Source organism: Agrobacterium sp. A3-95 (genome assembly GCF_053521785.1).
In genome coordinates this window covers 343,608-360,601 of record NZ_JBNWDR010000002.1, presented here as the reverse complement: position 1 = coordinate 360,601, position 16,994 = coordinate 343,608, and the positions used below count along the sequence as shown (strand labels likewise).

20 protein-coding genes are annotated in these 16,994 nt (G+C 59.2%); 11 read left to right on the top strand and 9 right to left on the bottom strand.

What is annotated here, in order from left to right:
- Positions 1 to 40: 40 nt before the first annotated feature.
- Positions 41 to 802: a class I SAM-dependent methyltransferase gene (locus ACQZ5Y_RS07240; RefSeq protein ID WP_003511344.1), complete on the bottom strand. Its 762-nt coding sequence runs from the start codon at positions 800 to 802 to the stop codon at positions 41 to 43.
- Positions 803 to 909: 107 nt separating this feature from the next.
- Here ACQZ5Y_RS07240 and gloB point away from each other — a divergent pair, with 107 nt between their 5' ends.
- Positions 910 to 1,680, top strand: coding sequence for a hydroxyacylglutathione hydrolase (gloB, locus tag ACQZ5Y_RS07235; protein WP_003511345.1), 771 nt, complete (start codon positions 910 to 912; stop codon positions 1,678 to 1,680).
- Positions 1,680 to 2,120, top strand: a complete 441-nt coding sequence (locus tag ACQZ5Y_RS07230; protein ID WP_013761794.1) for a cupin domain-containing protein — start codon at positions 1,680 to 1,682, stop codon at positions 2,118 to 2,120. The genes gloB and ACQZ5Y_RS07230 overlap by 1 nt, the downstream gene beginning before the upstream one ends.
- A gap of 5 nt (positions 2,121 to 2,125) precedes the next feature.
- Here the strand turns inward: ACQZ5Y_RS07230 and ACQZ5Y_RS07225 are convergent, their stop codons facing one another.
- On the bottom strand, positions 2,126 to 2,899 hold the full coding sequence (locus ACQZ5Y_RS07225) for a DUF3108 domain-containing protein (protein WP_013761795.1): 774 nt from the start codon (positions 2,897 to 2,899) through the stop codon (positions 2,126 to 2,128).
- A 251-nt stretch (positions 2,900 to 3,150) separates the two neighbouring features.
- Between ACQZ5Y_RS07225 and rpmB the strand changes: the two genes are divergently transcribed.
- From rpmB to ACQZ5Y_RS07210, 3 genes are all read left to right on the top strand, one after another.
- On the top strand, positions 3,151 to 3,441 hold the full coding sequence (rpmB, locus tag ACQZ5Y_RS07220) for a 50S ribosomal protein L28 (protein ID WP_003509888.1): 291 nt from the start codon (positions 3,151 to 3,153) through the stop codon (positions 3,439 to 3,441).
- Between the two features lie 111 nt (positions 3,442 to 3,552).
- On the top strand, positions 3,553 to 4,191 hold the full coding sequence (locus tag ACQZ5Y_RS07215) for a queuosine precursor transporter (protein WP_003511348.1): 639 nt from the start codon (positions 3,553 to 3,555) through the stop codon (positions 4,189 to 4,191).
- A gap of 115 nt (positions 4,192 to 4,306) precedes the next feature.
- Positions 4,307 to 4,639 carry a pentapeptide repeat-containing protein gene (locus ACQZ5Y_RS07210; protein ID WP_003511349.1) on the top strand — a complete coding sequence of 111 codons (333 nt, stop codon included), beginning with the start codon at positions 4,307 to 4,309 and terminating at the stop codon, positions 4,637 to 4,639.
- A 4-nt stretch (positions 4,640 to 4,643) separates the two neighbouring features.
- On the opposite strand, the gene ACQZ5Y_RS07205 is transcribed toward ACQZ5Y_RS07210, so the two are convergent.
- From ACQZ5Y_RS07205 to ACQZ5Y_RS07190, 4 genes are all read right to left on the bottom strand, one after another.
- Positions 4,644 to 5,621 (bottom strand): esterase-like activity of phytase family protein, encoded by a 978-nt coding sequence (locus tag ACQZ5Y_RS07205; protein WP_174060057.1) that lies wholly within the window; start codon positions 5,619 to 5,621, stop codon positions 4,644 to 4,646.
- A 37-nt stretch (positions 5,622 to 5,658) separates the two neighbouring features.
- The gene (cobT, locus tag ACQZ5Y_RS07200) at positions 5,659 to 7,560 is read right to left on the bottom strand and encodes a cobaltochelatase subunit CobT (protein ID WP_013761798.1); all 1,902 of its coding nucleotides are present in this window, start codon (positions 7,558 to 7,560) and stop codon (positions 5,659 to 5,661) included.
- Positions 7,561 to 7,667: 107 nt separating this feature from the next.
- A complete protein-coding gene (cobS, locus tag ACQZ5Y_RS07195; protein WP_003511352.1) occupies positions 7,668 to 8,657 on the bottom strand; it encodes a cobaltochelatase subunit CobS in 990 nt (329 codons plus the stop codon).
- Between the two features lie 68 nt (positions 8,658 to 8,725).
- Complete coding sequence (locus ACQZ5Y_RS07190; protein WP_013761799.1) at positions 8,726 to 9,364, bottom strand: J domain-containing protein; 639 nt, start codon at positions 9,362 to 9,364, stop codon at positions 8,726 to 8,728.
- Positions 9,365 to 9,479: 115 nt separating this feature from the next.
- Between ACQZ5Y_RS07190 and ACQZ5Y_RS07185 the strand changes: the two genes are divergently transcribed.
- Complete coding sequence (locus ACQZ5Y_RS07185) at positions 9,480 to 9,761, top strand: BolA family protein (RefSeq protein WP_174060058.1); 282 nt, start codon at positions 9,480 to 9,482, stop codon at positions 9,759 to 9,761.
- Between the two features lie 19 nt (positions 9,762 to 9,780).
- Here the strand turns inward: ACQZ5Y_RS07185 and aroB are convergent, their stop codons facing one another.
- Positions 9,781 to 10,914: a 3-dehydroquinate synthase gene (gene aroB, locus ACQZ5Y_RS07180; protein WP_003511355.1), complete on the bottom strand. Its 1,134-nt coding sequence runs from the start codon at positions 10,912 to 10,914 to the stop codon at positions 9,781 to 9,783.
- A 5-nt stretch (positions 10,915 to 10,919) separates the two neighbouring features.
- The gene (locus ACQZ5Y_RS07175) at positions 10,920 to 11,501 is read right to left on the bottom strand and encodes a shikimate kinase (protein ID WP_003511357.1); all 582 of its coding nucleotides are present in this window, start codon (positions 11,499 to 11,501) and stop codon (positions 10,920 to 10,922) included.
- 188 nt (positions 11,502 to 11,689) lie between these two features.
- Between ACQZ5Y_RS07175 and ACQZ5Y_RS07170 the strand changes: the two genes are divergently transcribed.
- From ACQZ5Y_RS07170 to ACQZ5Y_RS07150, 5 genes are all read left to right on the top strand, one after another.
- Positions 11,690 to 11,863 carry a hypothetical protein gene (locus ACQZ5Y_RS07170; protein ID WP_003511358.1) on the top strand — a complete coding sequence of 58 codons (174 nt, stop codon included), beginning with the start codon at positions 11,690 to 11,692 and terminating at the stop codon, positions 11,861 to 11,863.
- 11 nt (positions 11,864 to 11,874) lie between these two features.
- Positions 11,875 to 12,855 carry a site-specific tyrosine recombinase XerD gene (locus tag ACQZ5Y_RS07165; RefSeq protein WP_419462512.1) on the top strand — a complete coding sequence of 327 codons (981 nt, stop codon included), beginning with the start codon at positions 11,875 to 11,877 and terminating at the stop codon, positions 12,853 to 12,855.
- A 63-nt stretch (positions 12,856 to 12,918) separates the two neighbouring features.
- Positions 12,919 to 13,872 carry an acetyl-CoA carboxylase carboxyltransferase subunit alpha gene (locus ACQZ5Y_RS07160; protein WP_003511360.1) on the top strand — a complete coding sequence of 318 codons (954 nt, stop codon included), beginning with the start codon at positions 12,919 to 12,921 and terminating at the stop codon, positions 13,870 to 13,872.
- A 290-nt stretch (positions 13,873 to 14,162) separates the two neighbouring features.
- The gene (locus ACQZ5Y_RS07155; RefSeq protein ID WP_111800361.1) at positions 14,163 to 15,461 is read left to right on the top strand and encodes a L,D-transpeptidase family protein; all 1,299 of its coding nucleotides are present in this window, start codon (positions 14,163 to 14,165) and stop codon (positions 15,459 to 15,461) included.
- Positions 15,458 to 15,694, top strand: coding sequence for a sulfurtransferase TusA family protein (locus ACQZ5Y_RS07150; protein WP_025595404.1), 237 nt, complete (start codon positions 15,458 to 15,460; stop codon positions 15,692 to 15,694). The genes ACQZ5Y_RS07155 and ACQZ5Y_RS07150 overlap by 4 nt, the downstream gene beginning before the upstream one ends.
- 106 nt (positions 15,695 to 15,800) lie before the next feature.
- Here the strand turns inward: ACQZ5Y_RS07150 and ACQZ5Y_RS07145 are convergent, their stop codons facing one another.
- A complete protein-coding gene (locus ACQZ5Y_RS07145; protein WP_174060060.1) occupies positions 15,801 to 16,952 on the bottom strand; it encodes a CobW family GTP-binding protein in 1,152 nt (383 codons plus the stop codon).
- Between the last annotated feature and the right edge of the window lie 42 nt (positions 16,953 to 16,994).

Below are 16,994 nucleotides of genomic sequence, written 5' to 3'. Positions count from 1 at the left end.
TGCCGGAGGCATTAGACCGGAATGGCCCCTTTGTCGAGGGTCAGCGCGGCTTTCCGTGCTTTGCGGCGGTGCGGGTGGTGGGCACACCCTGAGGCGCCAGGACCGGCACGAAAACCCGGCGTGAGGCGCGCTGGGTAACGGGCAATCCCTGATAGAGACGTTTCTGTGCCTCAACCACGATAACGCCGGAAAACAGCGGCCAGAGCCTGCGGCCGGTAAGCTCAAGGTATCGGCGGAATTTCAGTACCGGGCGGCTGGTGGTGGGCGGAAAGAACAGCGCTTCGGCGCTTGCCCCCGGCGTAAAATTGGTCTCGCGCAGAAGCGCCGTCAACTGCCCGCGCGAATAGGGCCGGCCCGAGCCGAAAGGTGTGTGTTCCATGCGTGCCCAGACCCCACGCCTGTTCGGCACCACGATCACCAGACGCCCGCCGGGCGCCAGCACCCGCCAGAGTTCTTTCAGGGTTTCGCGCGGATTTTCGGCAAATTCCAGAGCATGCACCATCAACACCCGGTCTATCGACGAATCGGGTAGCGGCAGCTCCTCGTCAAACACCAGCGCCGTGGAGGAAAGCTCGCCTGCCGGCCAGTTCACCGCTCCCTGCCCCGCCGGCATGAAGGCAAAGGTGCGCTCCGTGTCATGACGGAACCGCTCCAGAAACGGCACGGCGTAACCGAGGCCGACCAGCCTTTCCTCCGGCAAAGGCGGCCAGAGCGATGAAAGCGCCATGGTGATCGCCTGCTCGGCCGAGCGGCCAAGCGGGGAATGATAGAATTCGCGCAGATCGACGATATCGGTGTTCATGGGCGAGAATGTAGCATCAGGCGGTTGGACTTCAAGGCGTCTGCGCCTACATTGAAATTCAGGCGGACAAATGCGCCGGCCAAGGCCGGCAAATGGAGAGGACCACGATGAAACCTTTGGAAATAGACGTCTTTCTTTGCCGCAGTGATAATTTTGGCGTTCTGCTGCACGATCCAGAAAGCGGGGCGACCGCCGCGATCGATGCGCCGGAGGAAGGCCCCATCCTGCAGGCTCTTCATGGGCATGGCTGGAAGCTCACGCATATCTTCACCACCCATCACCATCAGGACCATGTGGAAGCCAATCTGGCGCTGAAGGACAAATTCCAGTGCGAAATACATGGCCCACATGATGAGGCGATTGCGATCCCCGGTCTCGACCGGTCCCAGGCCGATGGCGACGAGTTCGAATTTGCCGGACGGCGCGTTCAGGTCATTGCCACACCCGGTCATACGGCGGGGCATATCTGCTACTACCTTCCCGATGACGGCCTGCTGTTTGCAGCCGATACGCTGTTCGCCATGGGTTGCGGTCGCCTGTTCGAACGTACGGCAACAGATATGTGGCACTCTTTCCAGAAGTTAATGGCGCTGCCGGATGACACGAAAGTCTATTTCGGCCACGAATATACACTTTCGAATGCCCGTTTCGCGCTCACCGTCGATCCTGATAACGCGGCTCTAATCGAGCGCGCCGAAAGCGTCGAAAAGGCGCGGCAGGCGAATGAATTCACCATTCCCACCACCATCGGGCTGGAAAAACAGACCAACCCTTATATGCGGGTGGCCGATGCCGGCATCCGCAGTCATCTTGGCCTTGAAGGCGCAACCGATGCCGAAGTCTTTGCCGAAATCCGCACACGCAAGGACAATTTCTGATGGGCGCCGATCTGTCTTCGGCAGCGATCATTCGCGAACTGGAACTGGAGCCGCACCCCGAGGGCGGCTTTTACCACCAGACATTTCGCGACAAGGCAGGTGGTGAGCGCGGCCATTCGACGGCGATCTATTATCTTCTGGAAAAGGGGACGCGCTCGCACTGGCATCGCGTCACCGATGCGGTGGAGGTCTGGCACTATTATGCCGGCGCTCCGATCACCCTGCATCTTTCCGAAGATGGCAGGGAGGTACAGACCTTTACCCTCGGCCCCGACATTCTGGAAGGCGAGCGCCCGCAGGTGATCGTGCCTGCCAATTGCTGGCAATCGGCCGAAAGCCTCGGCGACTTCACCCTCGTCGGCTGCACCGTCTCGCCGGGTTTCGCCTTTTCAAGCTTCGTGATGGCCGAACCCGGCTGGTCGCCGGGCGATACGCCGTAACTGCATCAACCGCCGTATTTGGTGGCGGTGATGTAGACTTGGCCTACCCGCGTCGGAATGACGGCGTAGACCGGGGCATAGACATCCATATTGTCGGATTTGGCAAACCAGATCTCCATGGAAATGGATTTCAGGTATTCGATATCCTTGCGCCCCTGGCGATAGCCCGACTTCGGCACGTAACGTGCCTTGCAGACCACGGCATCGCCGCTGAAGCCATTCGTCTTGAAGGGCTTGGTGCCGCTGGGGCTCAACACCAGATCCAGTCGCGATTCGCCGTCATAGATCGGCAGGCGCGACGGGCAGATGCGGCCGCCGGCGGGAATGATGAGGCCAGAGATTGGATCGAGGACGGAGCGAAGGTCGCCGTCCTTCACATTCACCCAATTGTCCGGCCGCGCCTTCGGCTCCGGTTTCACCGTCGTCGATGTGACGTTGCCGTTACGATAGACCACATCATAGGTCCGCACCCGCTTGCCGTCCTTGTAAACAAGCGAATATGTGTTCGCCTGCAGCCGATGGCCGCGTTTGGCACCCGAAATCGTCGTCTTGCCGGAAATATCCGCCAGAACGCTTGCAAGCCCTGCTGAGCTGAAGGAACCGGAAATCGAATAGTTCGGGCCGTTCATGCGAGTCGAAAAACTTGCCTTGGCAATTGGTAGAATACCGAGATTGATGCTGTATTCGCTTGTATGGCGGGCTTCGGCGGCGAGCGAGGGAGATACGCCTGCAAACGCCATTGTCACAGCCATGAAAATGCTTTTTCCTCTGGCAATCATTTGGATATCACCTTAAAAGAGGCGCGGAAGCGGCCTTATGGGGCGATCATATACGCCGACTTGTGGCAATAAAAAAGCGGATGCCGGTTGAAAACGCCGGAATTTCCTTTCATTTGCTCGCGAGCGGCTTGACTGTTAAGTCCCGTCTGACTATAGAACCGCAACTTTCCAATCATGGCCAGTTGGATTGCCACCACGGTTTTGCCGGTGGCGAGCCAGTGGTGAAACAGACAAACGAAATAGGTGTACCCATGTCCCGTGTATGCGAATTGACCGGCAAGGGCGTCCAGACGGGCAACAACGTCAGCCACGCCAACAACAAGACCAAGCGCCGGTTCCTTCCGAACCTCTGCCAGGTTACGTTGATCTCCGATGCTCTCGGCCAGCGTTTCCGCCTGCGTGTTTCCGCAGCAGCTCTGCGCTCCGTTGAACATCGTGGCGGCCTCGATGCCTTCCTTCTGAAGTCCGGCGAAAACGAACTGAGCATGCGCGCTCGTCTCCTGCGCCGCCAGATCGCCAAGAAGACGGCCGAAGCTGCTTAATTAGCGGTTTCGACATCACTGATATTCAAAAGGCTTGAATGGCTTATGCCGCTCAAGCCTTTTGCTTGTTCTAATTCGGCTCCAACTGGTGGCATCACCCAGGATAAAAAAATGCCCTACCTGCGCTACACGCTCATTTACGTTCTGCTGATGACACTGGTGGTCGTCGCGTCCAATATTCTGGTGCAATACCCGCTTTCCGGATCGCTGTTCGGCGTCAATCTCGGCGATCTTTTGACCTGGGGTGCCTTTACCTATCCGGTCGCCTTCCTCGTCACAGACCTTACAAACCGCCAGTTCGGGCCGTCAGTCGCGCGCCGCGTCGTACTTGCCGGTTTTATTGTTGGTGTCACACTGTCCTTCTGGACCTCGATCCCGCGTATCGCCGTTGCCTCCGGCACCGCCTATCTGATTGGCCAGCTGCTCGATATTTCCGTCTTCAACCGCCTGCGCCGCCAGCGCTGGTGGCACGCACCGCTTGCCGGCTCCATGCTGGGTTCGGTGCTGGATACCGCGCTGTTCTTCTCCATCGCCTTTGCTGCGAGTTTCTCCTTCGTCGGTCCCAACGATGCCTTCGCCATTGAAAATGCCCCCGTGCTCGGCATCTTCGCTCTGGAGGCACCGCGCTGGATTTCCTGGGCGCTCGGCGACCTCTCGGTGAAGATCCTCGTCGGCCTCGTGATGCTCCTGCCCTACGGCGCACTAATGAACACGCTGAAGCCGATGCCAAAGGTCGCCAAATCGGGCTGACACCATTGTCATCCAGGTTTAAGGCTGGGGTGGGAGCGTGGATCGAATCGCGCTTGCAAACCAGCCGACTGCGTTGCAGTCTGCGGTCCGTGGCACAGCTCAGAGGCAGGCAGATATGCAGATCAATGACGTTATCGATATTGTGGAGGCCGCCAGCGCCACGCTTTCAGGCTCCACCTTCAACGACGTCAATCTGTCGGGTACGATGTTCAACGACGTCAATCTCGCCGGAACCAGCTTCAACCAGATCAACTTTTCCGGCGCGTCATTTACCGACAGCAACATGTCCGGCTGGTCGATCGACGATGTTAATCTTTCCGGTCTGAAACTGAGCAACGCCAACCTGTCCGGCGCGCAGATAACAGGATGCCGAATGACCGGGATGAAGATCGACGGCATTCCCGTCGAGGATCTGATGGCTGCCTACAAGGCGGCGCAGCAGGTGTGAACCTTCACTCCACCAACTTGAACTCCAGCATCAGATTGCGCTGGAGAAATGAGTGATTGTCATCGGAAACGATGATGAGGCGCGTGGAACCATCAGGCCCCTTCACCACATCCATGCCTTCCATATTATCGATCTGGTAGACCATGCCTGCTTCCAGCAGGATTTCGCCATCCACCACCGCGCCTGGCCTGATATCGGCAGCCTTGATGCGGCGGATGCGCATCCCCACCCCTTCAGCGAAATTGAAGCGACGCTCCAGAAGCAGCAGGTCGCCATTGGGCAGGAAAGCGCCGTCCGTCACGTCGAATGAGGGGTGATGGGTGACCGCGAATGTGCCCTTCAACGGGCCTTCTAGTACGGCGGCGAGAAGATTGCCGTCGGCATCGATGCTTTTTTCAGCCACCACGACAAGGGCACCGGCAAGCGGCGAATCAGCCGGCGAGACTGCAAGGGCCTCCATGCCGCCATTGTGGCGTAGTTCGCTGTTGGGAATGAGATGAGGCAGGCGGCTGAGCGGCTTTGAGGTCTCGAACCCCGGATCGGGATAGGCATCGATCCTGTGCCGCTGCTCGTAGCTGACGAATACCTTGCCATCCCGCAGCGCCAGACCTTCCGCATCCATTTCCATCTTGCGGGAAGGTTCACGGCCGCTGGCATCCAGCATGGCAGTGATACGCACGTCAGCCAACCCGGACAGCGCGCCCGACGGGCCGCGTGCGATCTTGCCCGTGAGCCAGTGGCCGGTATCCAGCACAGCAACGAATTCCTGCCCGTTTGGGCGAAAGCGGATGGAGGATATGGCACCGAATAGTTTTTCCGGCGTGCTCATCACCATGCCGCCGATAAATTCCAGCTTGCCGAAACGCCTGGCGCTGGTGCCAACCTCGAAGCCTGACAACAGACGAACGCTGACCGGAACATCGATGGTCGACGCGCCGATGGGAACCGGAACAAGCGCTGCGACCGCAAGAACTGCAGCCATCGCCAGCGATTTACAGGAAAGAAAAGCCCGGCCCCGCTTATCCCGCACGGCGAACCTTGCGGGACGAGCTGGCGGTATTGGTATCCTCGAAGAGAGCAGCAAGCTGTTCGGTCATCGCGCCAGCCAGTTCGTCCGCATCCACGATCGTCACGGCGCGACGGTAATAACGCGTCACATCATGGCCGATACCGATCGCCAGAAGCTCCACTGGCGAACGTGTCTCGATCTGTTCGATAACGGCGCGCAGGTGCCGCTCCAGATAATTGCCCGCATTGACCGACAGCGTCGAATCGTCCACCGGCGCACCGTCCGAAATCATCATCATGATCTTGCGCTGCTCGGGGCGGCCGATGAGGCGGTTATGCGCCCACATCAGCGCTTCGCCGTCAATGTTTTCTTTCAGCAGGCCTTCACGCATCATCAGGCCAAGATTGCGCCGTGCACGCCGCCAGGGTGCATCCGCCGACTTGTAGATGATATGGCGCAAATCATTGAGCCGACCCGGCGAACCGGGTTTGCCGCTGGCCAGCCATTGCTCGCGCGACTGACCGCCCTTCCACGCCTTGGTGGTGAAGCCGAGAATCTCCACCTTCACACCCGACCGTTCCAGCGTACGCGCAAGAATATCGGCGCAGGTGGCCGCAACCGTGATCGGGCGGCCACGCATCGAACCCGAATTGTCGATGACGAGCGAAACCACCGTGTCGCGGAACTTGGTGTCGCGCTCCTTCTTGAAGGAGAGCGGCTGCATGGGATCGATGATAAGCCGCACGAGGCGAGCCGGATCGAGATAGCCCTCTTCCAGATCGAAATCCCACGAACGGTTCTGCTGCGCCATCAGGCGGCGTTGCAGCCGGTTCGCCAGACGTCCGACGGCGCCCTGAAGATGGGCGAGCTGTTTGTCGAGAAACGCGCGCAGGCGGTCAAGCTCCGCCTCGTCGCACAGTTCCTCGGCGTGGATTTCCTCGTCGAATTCCTGGGTGAAGATACGGTAGTCGACCTTCTCGTTGAAATCGTCGAAGGGGCTGTTGGGGCGGCGGGTCTCGCCGGGCGTCTCGGAATCCTCATCGAGATCGTCGGACATTTCCTCGTCCGACATCTCGGCGCCGTCCATCTCGCCTTCTTCCATCTCCTCCTGCGAGGCCTCGCTTTCATCAGCGGGCGTCGCATCGGAACCGGCTTCTTCCTCGACCTGTTCTTCTTCGGTCTCGTTAGTGCGCGGCTGCTCCTCGTCGGATTCTGCCTCCTGGCTTTCCGGCTCGTTATCGTCGTCGCCGAATTCCTCCGCCATCTGCATGGAGGTCAGCATCTTGCGCACCAGCCGCGAAAAAGCCTTCTGGTCGCCAATCACCTTGGAAAGGTCGCTCAGGTCGCCGGCGGCCTTGTCCTCGATGAAGTCGCGCCACAGGTCGAGAACCTTGCCGGCACTGGCCGGTGGCTTTTCGCCGGTCAGCTTCTCGCGCACCAAAAGGGCGACGGCTTCGGCAAGCGGTGCATCGTCCTTCGTGTTGATGCCCGAAAAATTCGCCTTGGCATATTTTTCCGTGTTCATGGCCTGAATGTTGGAGGCCATGCCCGGCATGCGCAGTGCACCGATGGATTCCACCCGCGCCTGCTCAACAGCGTCAAAGATCAACCGCGCCTCGGCACCCTGCGGCGACATCACCGCATGGGTGTCAGCGTCATGGCAGGCAAGGCGAAGCGCCATGGAATCGCCAAGGCCACGGGTGACGGCGATTTCCTGCGCGGTGGGTTTCTTGGAAATTTCCGGCAGGCGCATGCGCTCTCCGGCAAGGCCAGGCCGCTCATTGGCGAAAACGACCTCAACCTCTGCATCGCCGGCAACCGATCGCACACATCCGGCAATCGCCTGACGCAACGGTTCGGTATCGACCGCCGTACCCGGTTTTGCTCTGGAATTGTCGCCGCGCGCTGCCATTGTCTTTCCTGTCAGTTGTCGACGCTTCGGAGCCGCCCATCCAAGGATGCGCGGCCCGCCGGCGTCTTCAAGTCATCGGTGATGTTCTCCGGACAAGCCGGGGAAGATCAGGCGCTGAGAACGATGTTCGCAGCACTTTCCTTCAGCTCGACGCCGAAAGCCCGCTGATATTGTTCGGCAACCAGCGTGCGCTCCAGTTCGTCGCACTTGTTGAGGAAGGTCACGCGGAACGCAAAGGCGAGATCGCCAAAGATTTCCGCATTTTCCGCCCAGGTAATGACGGTACGCGGGCTCATGACCGTGGAAAGGTCGCCGTTGACGAAGGCCGAACGGGTAAGATCGGCCACACGCACCATCTTGGAGACGGTTTCGCGACCCTTCGGATTGTTGAGGCTCTTTACCTTGGCGGCAATGATGTTCACTTCCTGCTCATGCGGCAGGTAGTTCAGCGTGGTGACGATGGACCAGCGGTCCATCTGCGCCTGGTTGATCTGCTGCGTGCCGTGGTAAAGGCCCGTCGTGTCGCCGAGGCCGACCGTGTTGGCGGTCGCAAAAATGCGGAAGGCTGGGTGAGGACGGATAACGCGGCTCTGGTCGAGCAGCGTCAGGCGGCCCGAGGATTCCAGCACGCGCTGGATGACGAACATCACGTCCGGGCGACCGGCATCGTATTCGTCGAAGACAAGCGCGACATTGTGCTGGTAAGCCCAGGGCAAAATGCCGTCCTTGAATTCGGTGACCTGCTTGCCGTCTTTAAGGACGATGGCGTCCTTGCCGACGAGGTCGATACGGCTGACGTGGCTGTCAAGATTGACGCGCACGCAGGGCCAGTTCAGGCGGGCAGCTACCTGCTCAATGTGGGTGGACTTGCCCGTGCCGTGAAAGCCGGAAACCATGACGCGTCGGTTGTGAGCAAAACCAGCAAGAATAGCGAGCGTCGTATCGCGGTCGAAAAGATAGTCGGGATCAAGGTCGGGCACATAGGCGTCGCCCTGCGAATAGGCGGGAACCCGCAGATCCGTATCAATGCCGAAAACCTCCCGCACGGACACCGTCGTGTCGGGCAGGTTGGAAATATCAAGGTCGATTTTGCTCATCACGTCTCCAAGGCGGGCGGCGGCCACCCGGCCACATCATCAATCAGGCGGTAAACACGAACGTTGGCTTAGCAGAAACCTGACTGCTTTAACAATTGATATGCTTGAACAACAGCCCGAAAACGTTCTTCCGAGCCCCGATCGCCACCATTAGCATCAGGATGGTGCTTTTTGACAAGCTCCTTATAGCGCCTTTTTATCTCTTCCTGCTTTGCACCCGCAGAAAGGCCGAGCGTATCGAAGGCTTTCGCCTCCAGCGTCTTCAACTTGCGGTCCTGCTGCAGGCGCTGGCCGCCGGCCTTTGCCCCGTTTGCAAAACCATTCGTGAAGCCAAAAGGATCGCGGATGCGGGCATTGGCCGCGCCCGCCGCGCCGGAACGCAGCGTGGAGTGCAGCGGGCTGTCGCGCGCAGTCTTGTTCACGCCAACCGTCCAGGTGGGACGATGGCCGGTGATCGCTTCCTTCTGGTAACGGGCGATCTCGGTGTCAGACAGCCCGGAGAAATAATTATAGCCCTTATTGTATTCCTTCACATGCTCGAAACAGAACAGGAAGAATTGCCCCTCGGCATTGCGGCCGACAGGTGCACGGTGAGCGCCCGGCTTGTCGCATCCGTCCCACTGGCAGGTCGGGGCCTGAACCTCAGGTTCCCTGTCCCTTTTTCTGCGTGTACGGATGCGGTCGAAATATTTCGAATCCAGTTTCATGATGCCCTGATTATGGGGTGCGAAAAGGCGCACAACAAGAATTGACAAAGCGGAATGTTGCAGGCTTTTAGGTAGCCCCTTTTAAAGACCAGCCAACAGGATTGGAGCCCATCGCATGTCCCTGCGAGAACGCATAGAAACAAAGCTTCGGCAGAGCTTTTCGCCGGAACGCCTGGTGGTGATCGATGAAAGCCAGATGCATGCCGGCCATCAGCCGGACATAACCGGCACCGGCGAGACGCATATGCGTATTCAGATAGTGTCTGAAAGCTTCGCAGGCAAGTCACGCATTGAGCGCCACCGGGCGATCAATGCACTTTTGAAACCGGAACTCGACGCCGGGCTGCATGCCCTCGCCATCGAGGCGGCGGCGCCGGGGGAGCCGACGCGGTTCTAGGTAACGCGCGCCTTAAGCCTCAGCCGGGATGCTTTTCCGACAGGAAAGACTGCACCTCGGACGTCGCGACATCGTCGGCCACGAAGGACTGGCCGATGCCGTGAGTGAGGATGAAGGTGAGCTTGCCGCCCTTGACCTTCTTGTCCTGCGCAATTGCCGCCATCAGCATCTCGACCGGCGGCAGTTCACCTGGAATATCCTTCATTGACACTGGCAGACCAACCGCCTTGAGGTGCGCTTCGACGCGCGCGGCATCATCAGGGCTTGCAAGGTTGAGGCGGGCGGAAAACTGGTGCGCCAGCACCATGCCGATGGCGACACCTTCGCCGTGCACCAGCCGCTTGCTGTCATAATTCGTTGCTGCCTCCAGCGCGTGGCCGAATGTGTGGCCGAGGTTCAGAAGGGCGCGTACGCCGTTTTCCTTCTCGTCGGCCACCACCACATCGGCCTTCGCCTGGCAGCTTGTGGCAATCGCCTGGATGCGGGCGGGACCGCCGGTGCGGATTTCATCCCAGTTCTTTTCCAGCCAGAAGAAGAAGTCCGGCTTGTCGATCAAGCCGTATTTCACCACCTCGGCGTAACCGGCGCGGAATTCGCGCTCGCTCAGCGTATCGAGCACCGCCGTATCGGCCAGCACCAGATCGGGCTGATGGAAAACGCCGACAAGGTTCTTGCCTTGGCGGGTATTGATGCCCGTCTTGCCGCCGACGGAGGAATCCACCTGCGACAGAAGCGAGGTCGGTATCTGCACGAAACGCACGCCGCGACGCACGATGCCCGCCGCAAAACCGGCGAGATCGCCGATAACACCGCCGCCAAGTGCAATCACCGCATCGTTGCGCTCCACCCGTGCGGAGAGAACGGCATCGCAAACAGTGACCAGATGTTCGAAGCTCTTGGTCTTCTCGCCTGCGGGCAAGGTCAGCGAAACGGCTTCGATGCCATCCGTCTGCAGGCCGTCCATCAGGCCTTCGAGGTAAAGCGGTGCAACATGCTCGTCAGTGATGATAGCGGCACGCCTGCCCTTCAGCCGCGACGAAATCTCGCCGCCCGCCCTGCCGATCAGGCCCGGTCCGATCAGAATGTCGTAAGCGCGCTCACCGAGCGGCACATGGACAAGACGTTCGTCGGTGTGGATTTCGGAAGGCGTCATGATGCTCAGTCTTTCTGTTCAAGGCCGGCGATGGCGGCCAGCACTTCGGTCACGATGATCTCCTTGCGGACATCGCGGGATTCGATGGTCAGATCCGCTTCCGCATAGATCGGATACCGTTTCTCCATCAGGGCCGCCAGCGTGGCCTTGGGGTTTTCGGTCTTGAGAAGCGGGCGATGATCACGCTTGTTGACCCTTTCCCACAAAACCTCGATATCGGCCTTCAGCCACAGCGACACACTGCCGCGCGTGATGTGCCGGCGGGTATTGTCGTTGATGAAAGCGCCGCCGCCGGTAGAAATGACCTTGGGGCCACCGCGCAGCAGCCGCTTGACGACCCGCGTTTCCAGCGCCCGGAACTCCTCCTCGCCATAGGTGGCGAAAAGTTCGGCTATCGTCATGCGGGAAACACGCTCGATTTCGACATCCGTGTCGATGAAGGAGACCTTGAGCTGCTGGGCGACCATGCGACCGATCGCGGACTTTCCAGCCCCCATCAGTCCGACAAAGACGACGTTGCGCCCGGCGAGCTTGGCCCGCGCTTGCTCCCCGAGTGTGACCGGGACAGATAAATTCTTTTCATTCATAAAATTGAAAGCCCGTTTGGCATGGATATCTGCAAATGTTTACGAAGCGTCAAGCCAAATTGCTGACTGAATTGCGTTGAATCACATTCATCGCCGCATGCGGCAGCGGCGGACTACCGCTTTTTGATCTTGTCGCCGCTTTCGCTGCACCGCATATACATTCAGACTGCCACCCTCACGGAGCCGCCATGCCAACCCTCTTCCGCTTCACGATGATACTGGCAACCATCGCGGGGCTGATCTATGGCGGCATGGTGCTGCTGGTCATGTTCGTCAAGCCCAATGATCGCGAGGTGACGGTGCGCATTCCTTCCGAGCGGCTGAACCCGCCGTCGGCGGAGCCGGCAAGGCGCACCCCATGAGTAGCAAAGAGATGAGCGGGCGGGACGGCGCGCGGCTCGAAAGTTTTCTGGAAATGATGAGCGCCGAACGGGGTGCCGCCGCCAATACGCTCTCTTCTTACGAACGCGACCTTTCCGATCTGCGTGAATTTCTCGGTGGCCGAGGCCAGTCCTTGATGGAAGCCGCCACGGCAGACCTGTCGGCCTATCTGACCCATCTTTCCACTCAGGGCTTTGCAGCCACGTCGCAGGCAAGACGCCTGTCTTCCATGCGGCAATTCTACCGGTTCCTCTATTCTGAAGGACTTCGCGGCGACGACCCGACCGGTACCATTGATGCGCCCAAGAAGGGCCTCACCCTGCCCAAGACGATGAGCGTCGCGGACGTGACAAAACTTCTTGGCATCGCTGCTGAAGAGGCCGCCTTAACCGGCCCCGGCCAGCTTGCCCGCATCCGCATGCATTTCCTGCTCGAACTTCTCTACGCGACCGGTATGCGCGTCAGCGAACTCGTTTCGCTGCCGGTCAAGGTTTTGCGCCAGGAGGGACGCTTCCTGATGATCCGCGGCAAGGGCAACAAGGACCGCATGGTGCTGCTGTCTCGCGCGGCCATCGACGCGATGGACAAATACGACGCGGCCAGGAAGTCGCTCGTACCTGAGAAAAGCAGGACGCCCGCGTCCCCCAAAAAGGCTGACAGTCCGGAAAGTCCGTGGCTGTTTCCTTCAAACAGCAAGGAAGGGCATCTGCCGCGACAGGTTTTCGCCCGCGACCTGAAGGACATTGCCATTCGAGCGGGCCTCAATCCCTCGGCGGTGTCACCGCATGTCCTGCGCCACGCCTTTGCCAGCCACCTTCTGCAGAACGGCGCCGACCTGCGCGCCGTGCAGGAACTGCTCGGCCATTCCGACATTTCCACGACACAAATCTATACACATGTGCTGGAAGAACGCCTGCAAGAGCTGGTACAAACACATCACCCCCTTGCCAAACAGGGCAAAAACCTTGATTAGAGCGACCGGAACCGCCGGATAATCCGGCTCAAACCTTGCGCAAAACGATCGGAAACGGATCTCATGCACAATTATCTCGACTTCGAAAAACCTATCTCGGACCTTGAAGGCAAGATCATCGAGCTGAAGAAGCTTGCCGATGAAGACGAGAGCATAGACACCTCGGAGGAGATCAATCGCCTGGAATCACGCGTCAATGACGCGATGCAGGACATCTATTCCAAGCTGAACGCCTGGCAGAAAACGCAGGTCGCGCGCCATCCGCAGCGCCCGCATTTCGTCGATTACGCCAAGGCGCTGTTCACGGATTTCACGCCGCTTGCAGGCGATCGCAAATTTTCCGAAGACGCTGCCATTCAGGCAGGCCTTGCCCGCTTTAATGGCCAGCCCGTCGCCATTATCGGCCAGGAAAAGGGCAATGACACCAAAAGCCGCCTGAAGCACAATTTCGGCAGCCCGCGTCCGGAAGGTTACCGCAAGGCGATCCGCGTGCTGGAACTGGCTGACCGCTTCTCGCTGCCGGTCGTGACCCTCATCGATACCGCAGGTGCCTATCCCGGCGTCGGCGCAGAAGAGCGCGGTCAGGCAGAAGCCATCGCCCGCTCGACGGAAATGTGCCTCAACGTCAAGGTGCCGATCGTCTCCGTCGTCATCGGCGAAGGCGGCTCGGGCGGCGCAATCGCGATCGCCACGGGCAACCGCGTCTACATGCTCGAACATGCGATCTATTCGGTGATTTCGCCGGAAGGTGCCGCTTCCATTCTCTGGCGCGATTCGACCCGTGCCAAGGAAGCCGCGACCAACATGAAAATCACCTCGGAAGATCTGAAGTCGCTTGGCGTCATCGACGGCATCATTCCCGAGCCGATGGGCGGCGCGCATCGTGATCCGGCGGCCGTGATTGGTGCCACGGGTGACGTTATCGCCAAGGCGCTCGCCGATCTTTCGCAGCGCTCGGGCACGCAGCTGCGCGCCGAACGCCGCCAGAAATTCCTGGATATCGGCAGAAACCTTTAGAGCGTTTCCAGTAAAAGTGCGCAGCGGTTTACGTCCGGAAATGCGCAAAAAGAGGGAGTTAGATTTTTTGGTGGATCGAAAAGAAGCCAAAACAATCTAGCTCCAGCCTTATTTTCCTTGAATCTCGCCCCAACTCGGCCATAGTCCGGTCACATCAACAGATGTATCGGCGGTCGCAGGGGCGGGTCCGATTTGAGTTAAGAAGATGTAAACGGTTAATACCGTATTTAAAATACACGCGGGACGGTGTAGAACTCCGTCGCCCGTGCCATCGTCTTTCGGATCAGATCATGCGTTTGACACATTTTGCACTTCTCGCCTGCACCGCGCTCATTCTCAGCGGCTGCAACGATACGCTCGAAACCGTCGAACGCGACGTCTCCCACGTTAAGAACAAGGTTGATTACCCGCTTTCTCCGTCCATTCTTGCCGAGATCGACAAGAAGAACATGGATCGCACCTCGCCGATCATGATCCGCATCTTCAAGGAAGAAGGCGCGTTGGAAATCTGGAAGGCCAAGCGCGACAACCGCTTCGACAAGATTGCCGAATACCAGATTTGCGCCTGGTCCGGCAAACTCGGCCCCAAGGTGAAAGAGGGCGACCGGCAGGCGCCGGAAGGTTTCTACAACCTGACGCCCGCGCACCTCAATCCCAACTCTAAATATTACCTCGCCATCAACACCGGCTTTCCGAACCGCTACGATGCCGCCAACGGCCGCAACGGCACCAACCTGATGATCCATGGCGCCTGCTCGTCCTCCGGCTGTTATTCGATGACGGACGCGCAGATTCTTGAAATCTACGGTTTCGCCCGCGACGCCTTCAAGGGTGGCCAGAAGACCGTTCAGCTGCAGGCCTTTCCCTTCCGCATGACCGCGGAAAACATGGCCCGCCACCGCCAGAGCGAACATCTCGATTTCTGGAAGATGCTGAAGGTCGGTTACGACAATTTCGAAGTCACGAAACGCCCGCCAGAAGTGAATGTCTGCGAGAAGAAATATGTCTTCAACCAGCAGACCGAAGGCGGCACGTTCAACGCATCTGCGCAATGCCCCGCCATGAGCACGCCGCCGGCACTGGTGAGCGCGCTTTCGACCTACGAAAAGACCTATGATCTCGCCTATGAAAAGGCGATGAAGAAATATGACGGCATGGCCTGGTACGACCCGAGCGAGGCGGAGCGCAAGGCGCTGGTTGCCGAAAAACGCAAGGGCCGCGAACCCGCTTATGCTCCGACAGGCTCGGCGCTGAAGGCCGGCAAGCTGATGAAGGAAACGGAATATGCCGCGCTGATGGAGAAGAAGGCGCAGCAGGTGACCTCGTCTTCGCCGGCGACCACCGCAACCGCGTCTTCTCTGCGGACCCCGCATCCTTCGGCAACCCAGCCCGCAGCTCCGCAATCGAACCCTGCCCCGGCGGCCCCGACAATGGTTGCCGCTGCTACGCCTGCGGCTTCGGGGCCCGGTCAGAACGGAACTGCCGCCCAGGTCCCTGTGCCGGCCATGAACCCGCTCGCTTTTTCCGCAGCACCGCCAGCGGAAGCGCCGGAAAAGAAGCCGTTCTGGAAGTTCTGGGCCAAGGAATGACCGACACGGCTGACATAGTTTTCGACTTGAGGGGGCTTAAATGCCCCCTTCCGGTTTTAAGAAGCCGTAAAAAACTCTCTGGCCTGCAGGCGGGCGATGTTCTTGTTGTAGAGACGACCGACCCGCTGGCGGTTATCGATATTGCCCATATGTGCAACCAGGATGGGCATAGCCTGGTTGAAACTACGACGTTGACCAAAGGACACCGATTCAGGATCGTGAAGGGAGCGTAATTACCCTCGCTGCCGAGAATACTCCACTCGATCTCCCGCTTGAGGGAGAGATACTCGACAAGGTAAAGGGTGCCCTGCCCACAGGTTTAAACCACAGTTTTGCGACCTAAAACCTCAACCCCGAAACCGCCAGCGGATTGTCCGTCATCGCCTGCCTGTCCGGACGGTCGATGACCGGCGTGCCGGTGAAAGCAGCAAACAGGTCCTGCACGAACGCCTCCGGCAAATCCTTGGTAATCAGCACCATGCGCGTGCGCTGGTCAGATGGGTCCGGCCATGCCGCGAGGCGCTCGGGTGTGTGGAAAATGTTCTGTACCCCGTGCAGCACAAGGGGTCGGTCCGGATTGTCCGACAGCTTGACGACGGCCTTCATCCGCAACAACTTTTCCCCATGCGCCGAACGCAGCAAGTCCACGAACATGTCTATCGCCATCGGGGCTATCGGCTGGTCGTGAATGATCGAGAAGGAACGGATCGACGCGTCGTGCCGGTTCACATCGTGGTGGTGATGGTGGCCATCGTGGTCGCCATGATGGTGGTGGTCATGGTCATGATCGTGGTCGTGGTCGTGGTCGTGGTGATCGTGTTCCGCCTCTTCCCCCAGCCAGCGGCCGACATCGGCATTTTTGCTGCCGGGATCGTAAAGACCGTTATCCAGCAGTGCGGCAGCACTCCAGTCGGCCCGGTCACCATCCTCGATCGTCGCGCGCGGGTTTAGCGCCTGAAGGCGGGCCGTCAGCGTGGAAATTGTGGAAGCATCAGCAAGCGCGCGCTTCGTCATCACCAGCCGGTCGGCCACCGCCGCCTGCTTGACCGCTTCCTCGTGATTATCGAGTGTGGACAGGCCGTTCACGGCATCCACAACCGTAATGATGCCGTTCAGAACGAAATTCTGCGCAATCACTGGGTTGCCCATGACAGACTGCATGACGGGAGCAGGATCAGCAAGACCAGTGGTTTCGATCACGACCCGCTTCACCGGCGTCAGCTTGCCGGTCTGGATGCCGTCCATCAGTTCCGCCAGCGTATCCACCAGCTCGCCGCGAACGGTGCAGCAAAGGCAGCCTTCCGCCAGTTCGATGATGCCCTCGCCTGCACTTTCAACCAGCATATGGTCGATGCTGACATCGCCGAATTCATTGATGATGATCGCGGCGTCGCTCATATCGGGGTCTTTGAGAAGCCGGTTGAGCAGCGTCGATTTTCCGGCGCCGAGAAATCCCGTGATGATGGAAACCGGTATGCGATCGCGAGACATGTCTTGCCTGTATGTTGATGGCCGCTCCGGCAGATCGTTGGA

What these genes read in the sequence shown, in the direction of transcription:
- ACQZ5Y_RS07150 (WP_025595404.1), top strand. Translation starts at nt 15,458, where the DNA reads ATGACCGACACGGCTGACATAGTTTTCGACTTGAGGGGGCTTAAATGC.
- ACQZ5Y_RS07215 (WP_003511348.1), top strand. Translation starts at nt 3,553, where the DNA reads ATGCCCTACCTGCGCTACACGCTCATTTACGTTCTGCTGATGACACTG.
- ACQZ5Y_RS07185 (WP_174060058.1), top strand. Translation starts at nt 9,480, where the DNA reads ATGTCCCTGCGAGAACGCATAGAAACAAAGCTTCGGCAGAGCTTTTCG.
- ACQZ5Y_RS07155 (WP_111800361.1), top strand. Translation starts at nt 14,163, where the DNA reads ATGCGTTTGACACATTTTGCACTTCTCGCCTGCACCGCGCTCATTCTC.
- ACQZ5Y_RS07160 (WP_003511360.1), top strand. Translation starts at nt 12,919, where the DNA reads ATGCACAATTATCTCGACTTCGAAAAACCTATCTCGGACCTTGAAGGC.
- gloB (WP_003511345.1), top strand. Translation starts at nt 910, where the DNA reads ATGAAACCTTTGGAAATAGACGTCTTTCTTTGCCGCAGTGATAATTTT.
- ACQZ5Y_RS07170 (WP_003511358.1), top strand. Translation starts at nt 11,690, where the DNA reads ATGCCAACCCTCTTCCGCTTCACGATGATACTGGCAACCATCGCGGGG.
- rpmB (WP_003509888.1), top strand. Translation starts at nt 3,151, where the DNA reads ATGTCCCGTGTATGCGAATTGACCGGCAAGGGCGTCCAGACGGGCAAC.
- ACQZ5Y_RS07230 (WP_013761794.1), top strand. Translation starts at nt 1,680, where the DNA reads ATGGGCGCCGATCTGTCTTCGGCAGCGATCATTCGCGAACTGGAACTG.
- ACQZ5Y_RS07190 (WP_013761799.1), bottom strand. Translation starts at nt 9,364, where the DNA reads ATGAAACTGGATTCGAAATATTTCGACCGCATCCGTACACGCAGAAAA.
- ACQZ5Y_RS07145 (WP_174060060.1), bottom strand. Translation starts at nt 16,952, where the DNA reads ATGTCTCGCGATCGCATACCGGTTTCCATCATCACGGGATTTCTCGGC.
- ACQZ5Y_RS07165 (WP_419462512.1), top strand. Translation starts at nt 11,875, where the DNA reads ATGAGCGGGCGGGACGGCGCGCGGCTCGAAAGTTTTCTGGAAATGATG.
- aroB (WP_003511355.1), bottom strand. Translation starts at nt 10,914, where the DNA reads ATGACGCCTTCCGAAATCCACACCGACGAACGTCTTGTCCATGTGCCG.
- ACQZ5Y_RS07240 (WP_003511344.1), bottom strand. Translation starts at nt 802, where the DNA reads ATGAACACCGATATCGTCGATCTGCGCGAATTCTATCATTCCCCGCTT.
- ACQZ5Y_RS07225 (WP_013761795.1), bottom strand. Translation starts at nt 2,899, where the DNA reads ATGATTGCCAGAGGAAAAAGCATTTTCATGGCTGTGACAATGGCGTTT.
- ACQZ5Y_RS07175 (WP_003511357.1), bottom strand. Translation starts at nt 11,501, where the DNA reads ATGAATGAAAAGAATTTATCTGTCCCGGTCACACTCGGGGAGCAAGCG.
- ACQZ5Y_RS07205 (WP_174060057.1), bottom strand. Translation starts at nt 5,621, where the DNA reads ATGGCTGCAGTTCTTGCGGTCGCAGCGCTTGTTCCGGTTCCCATCGGC.
- ACQZ5Y_RS07210 (WP_003511349.1), top strand. Translation starts at nt 4,307, where the DNA reads ATGCAGATCAATGACGTTATCGATATTGTGGAGGCCGCCAGCGCCACG.
- cobT (WP_013761798.1), bottom strand. Translation starts at nt 7,560, where the DNA reads ATGGCAGCGCGCGGCGACAATTCCAGAGCAAAACCGGGTACGGCGGTC.
- cobS (WP_003511352.1), bottom strand. Translation starts at nt 8,657, where the DNA reads ATGAGCAAAATCGACCTTGATATTTCCAACCTGCCCGACACGACGGTG.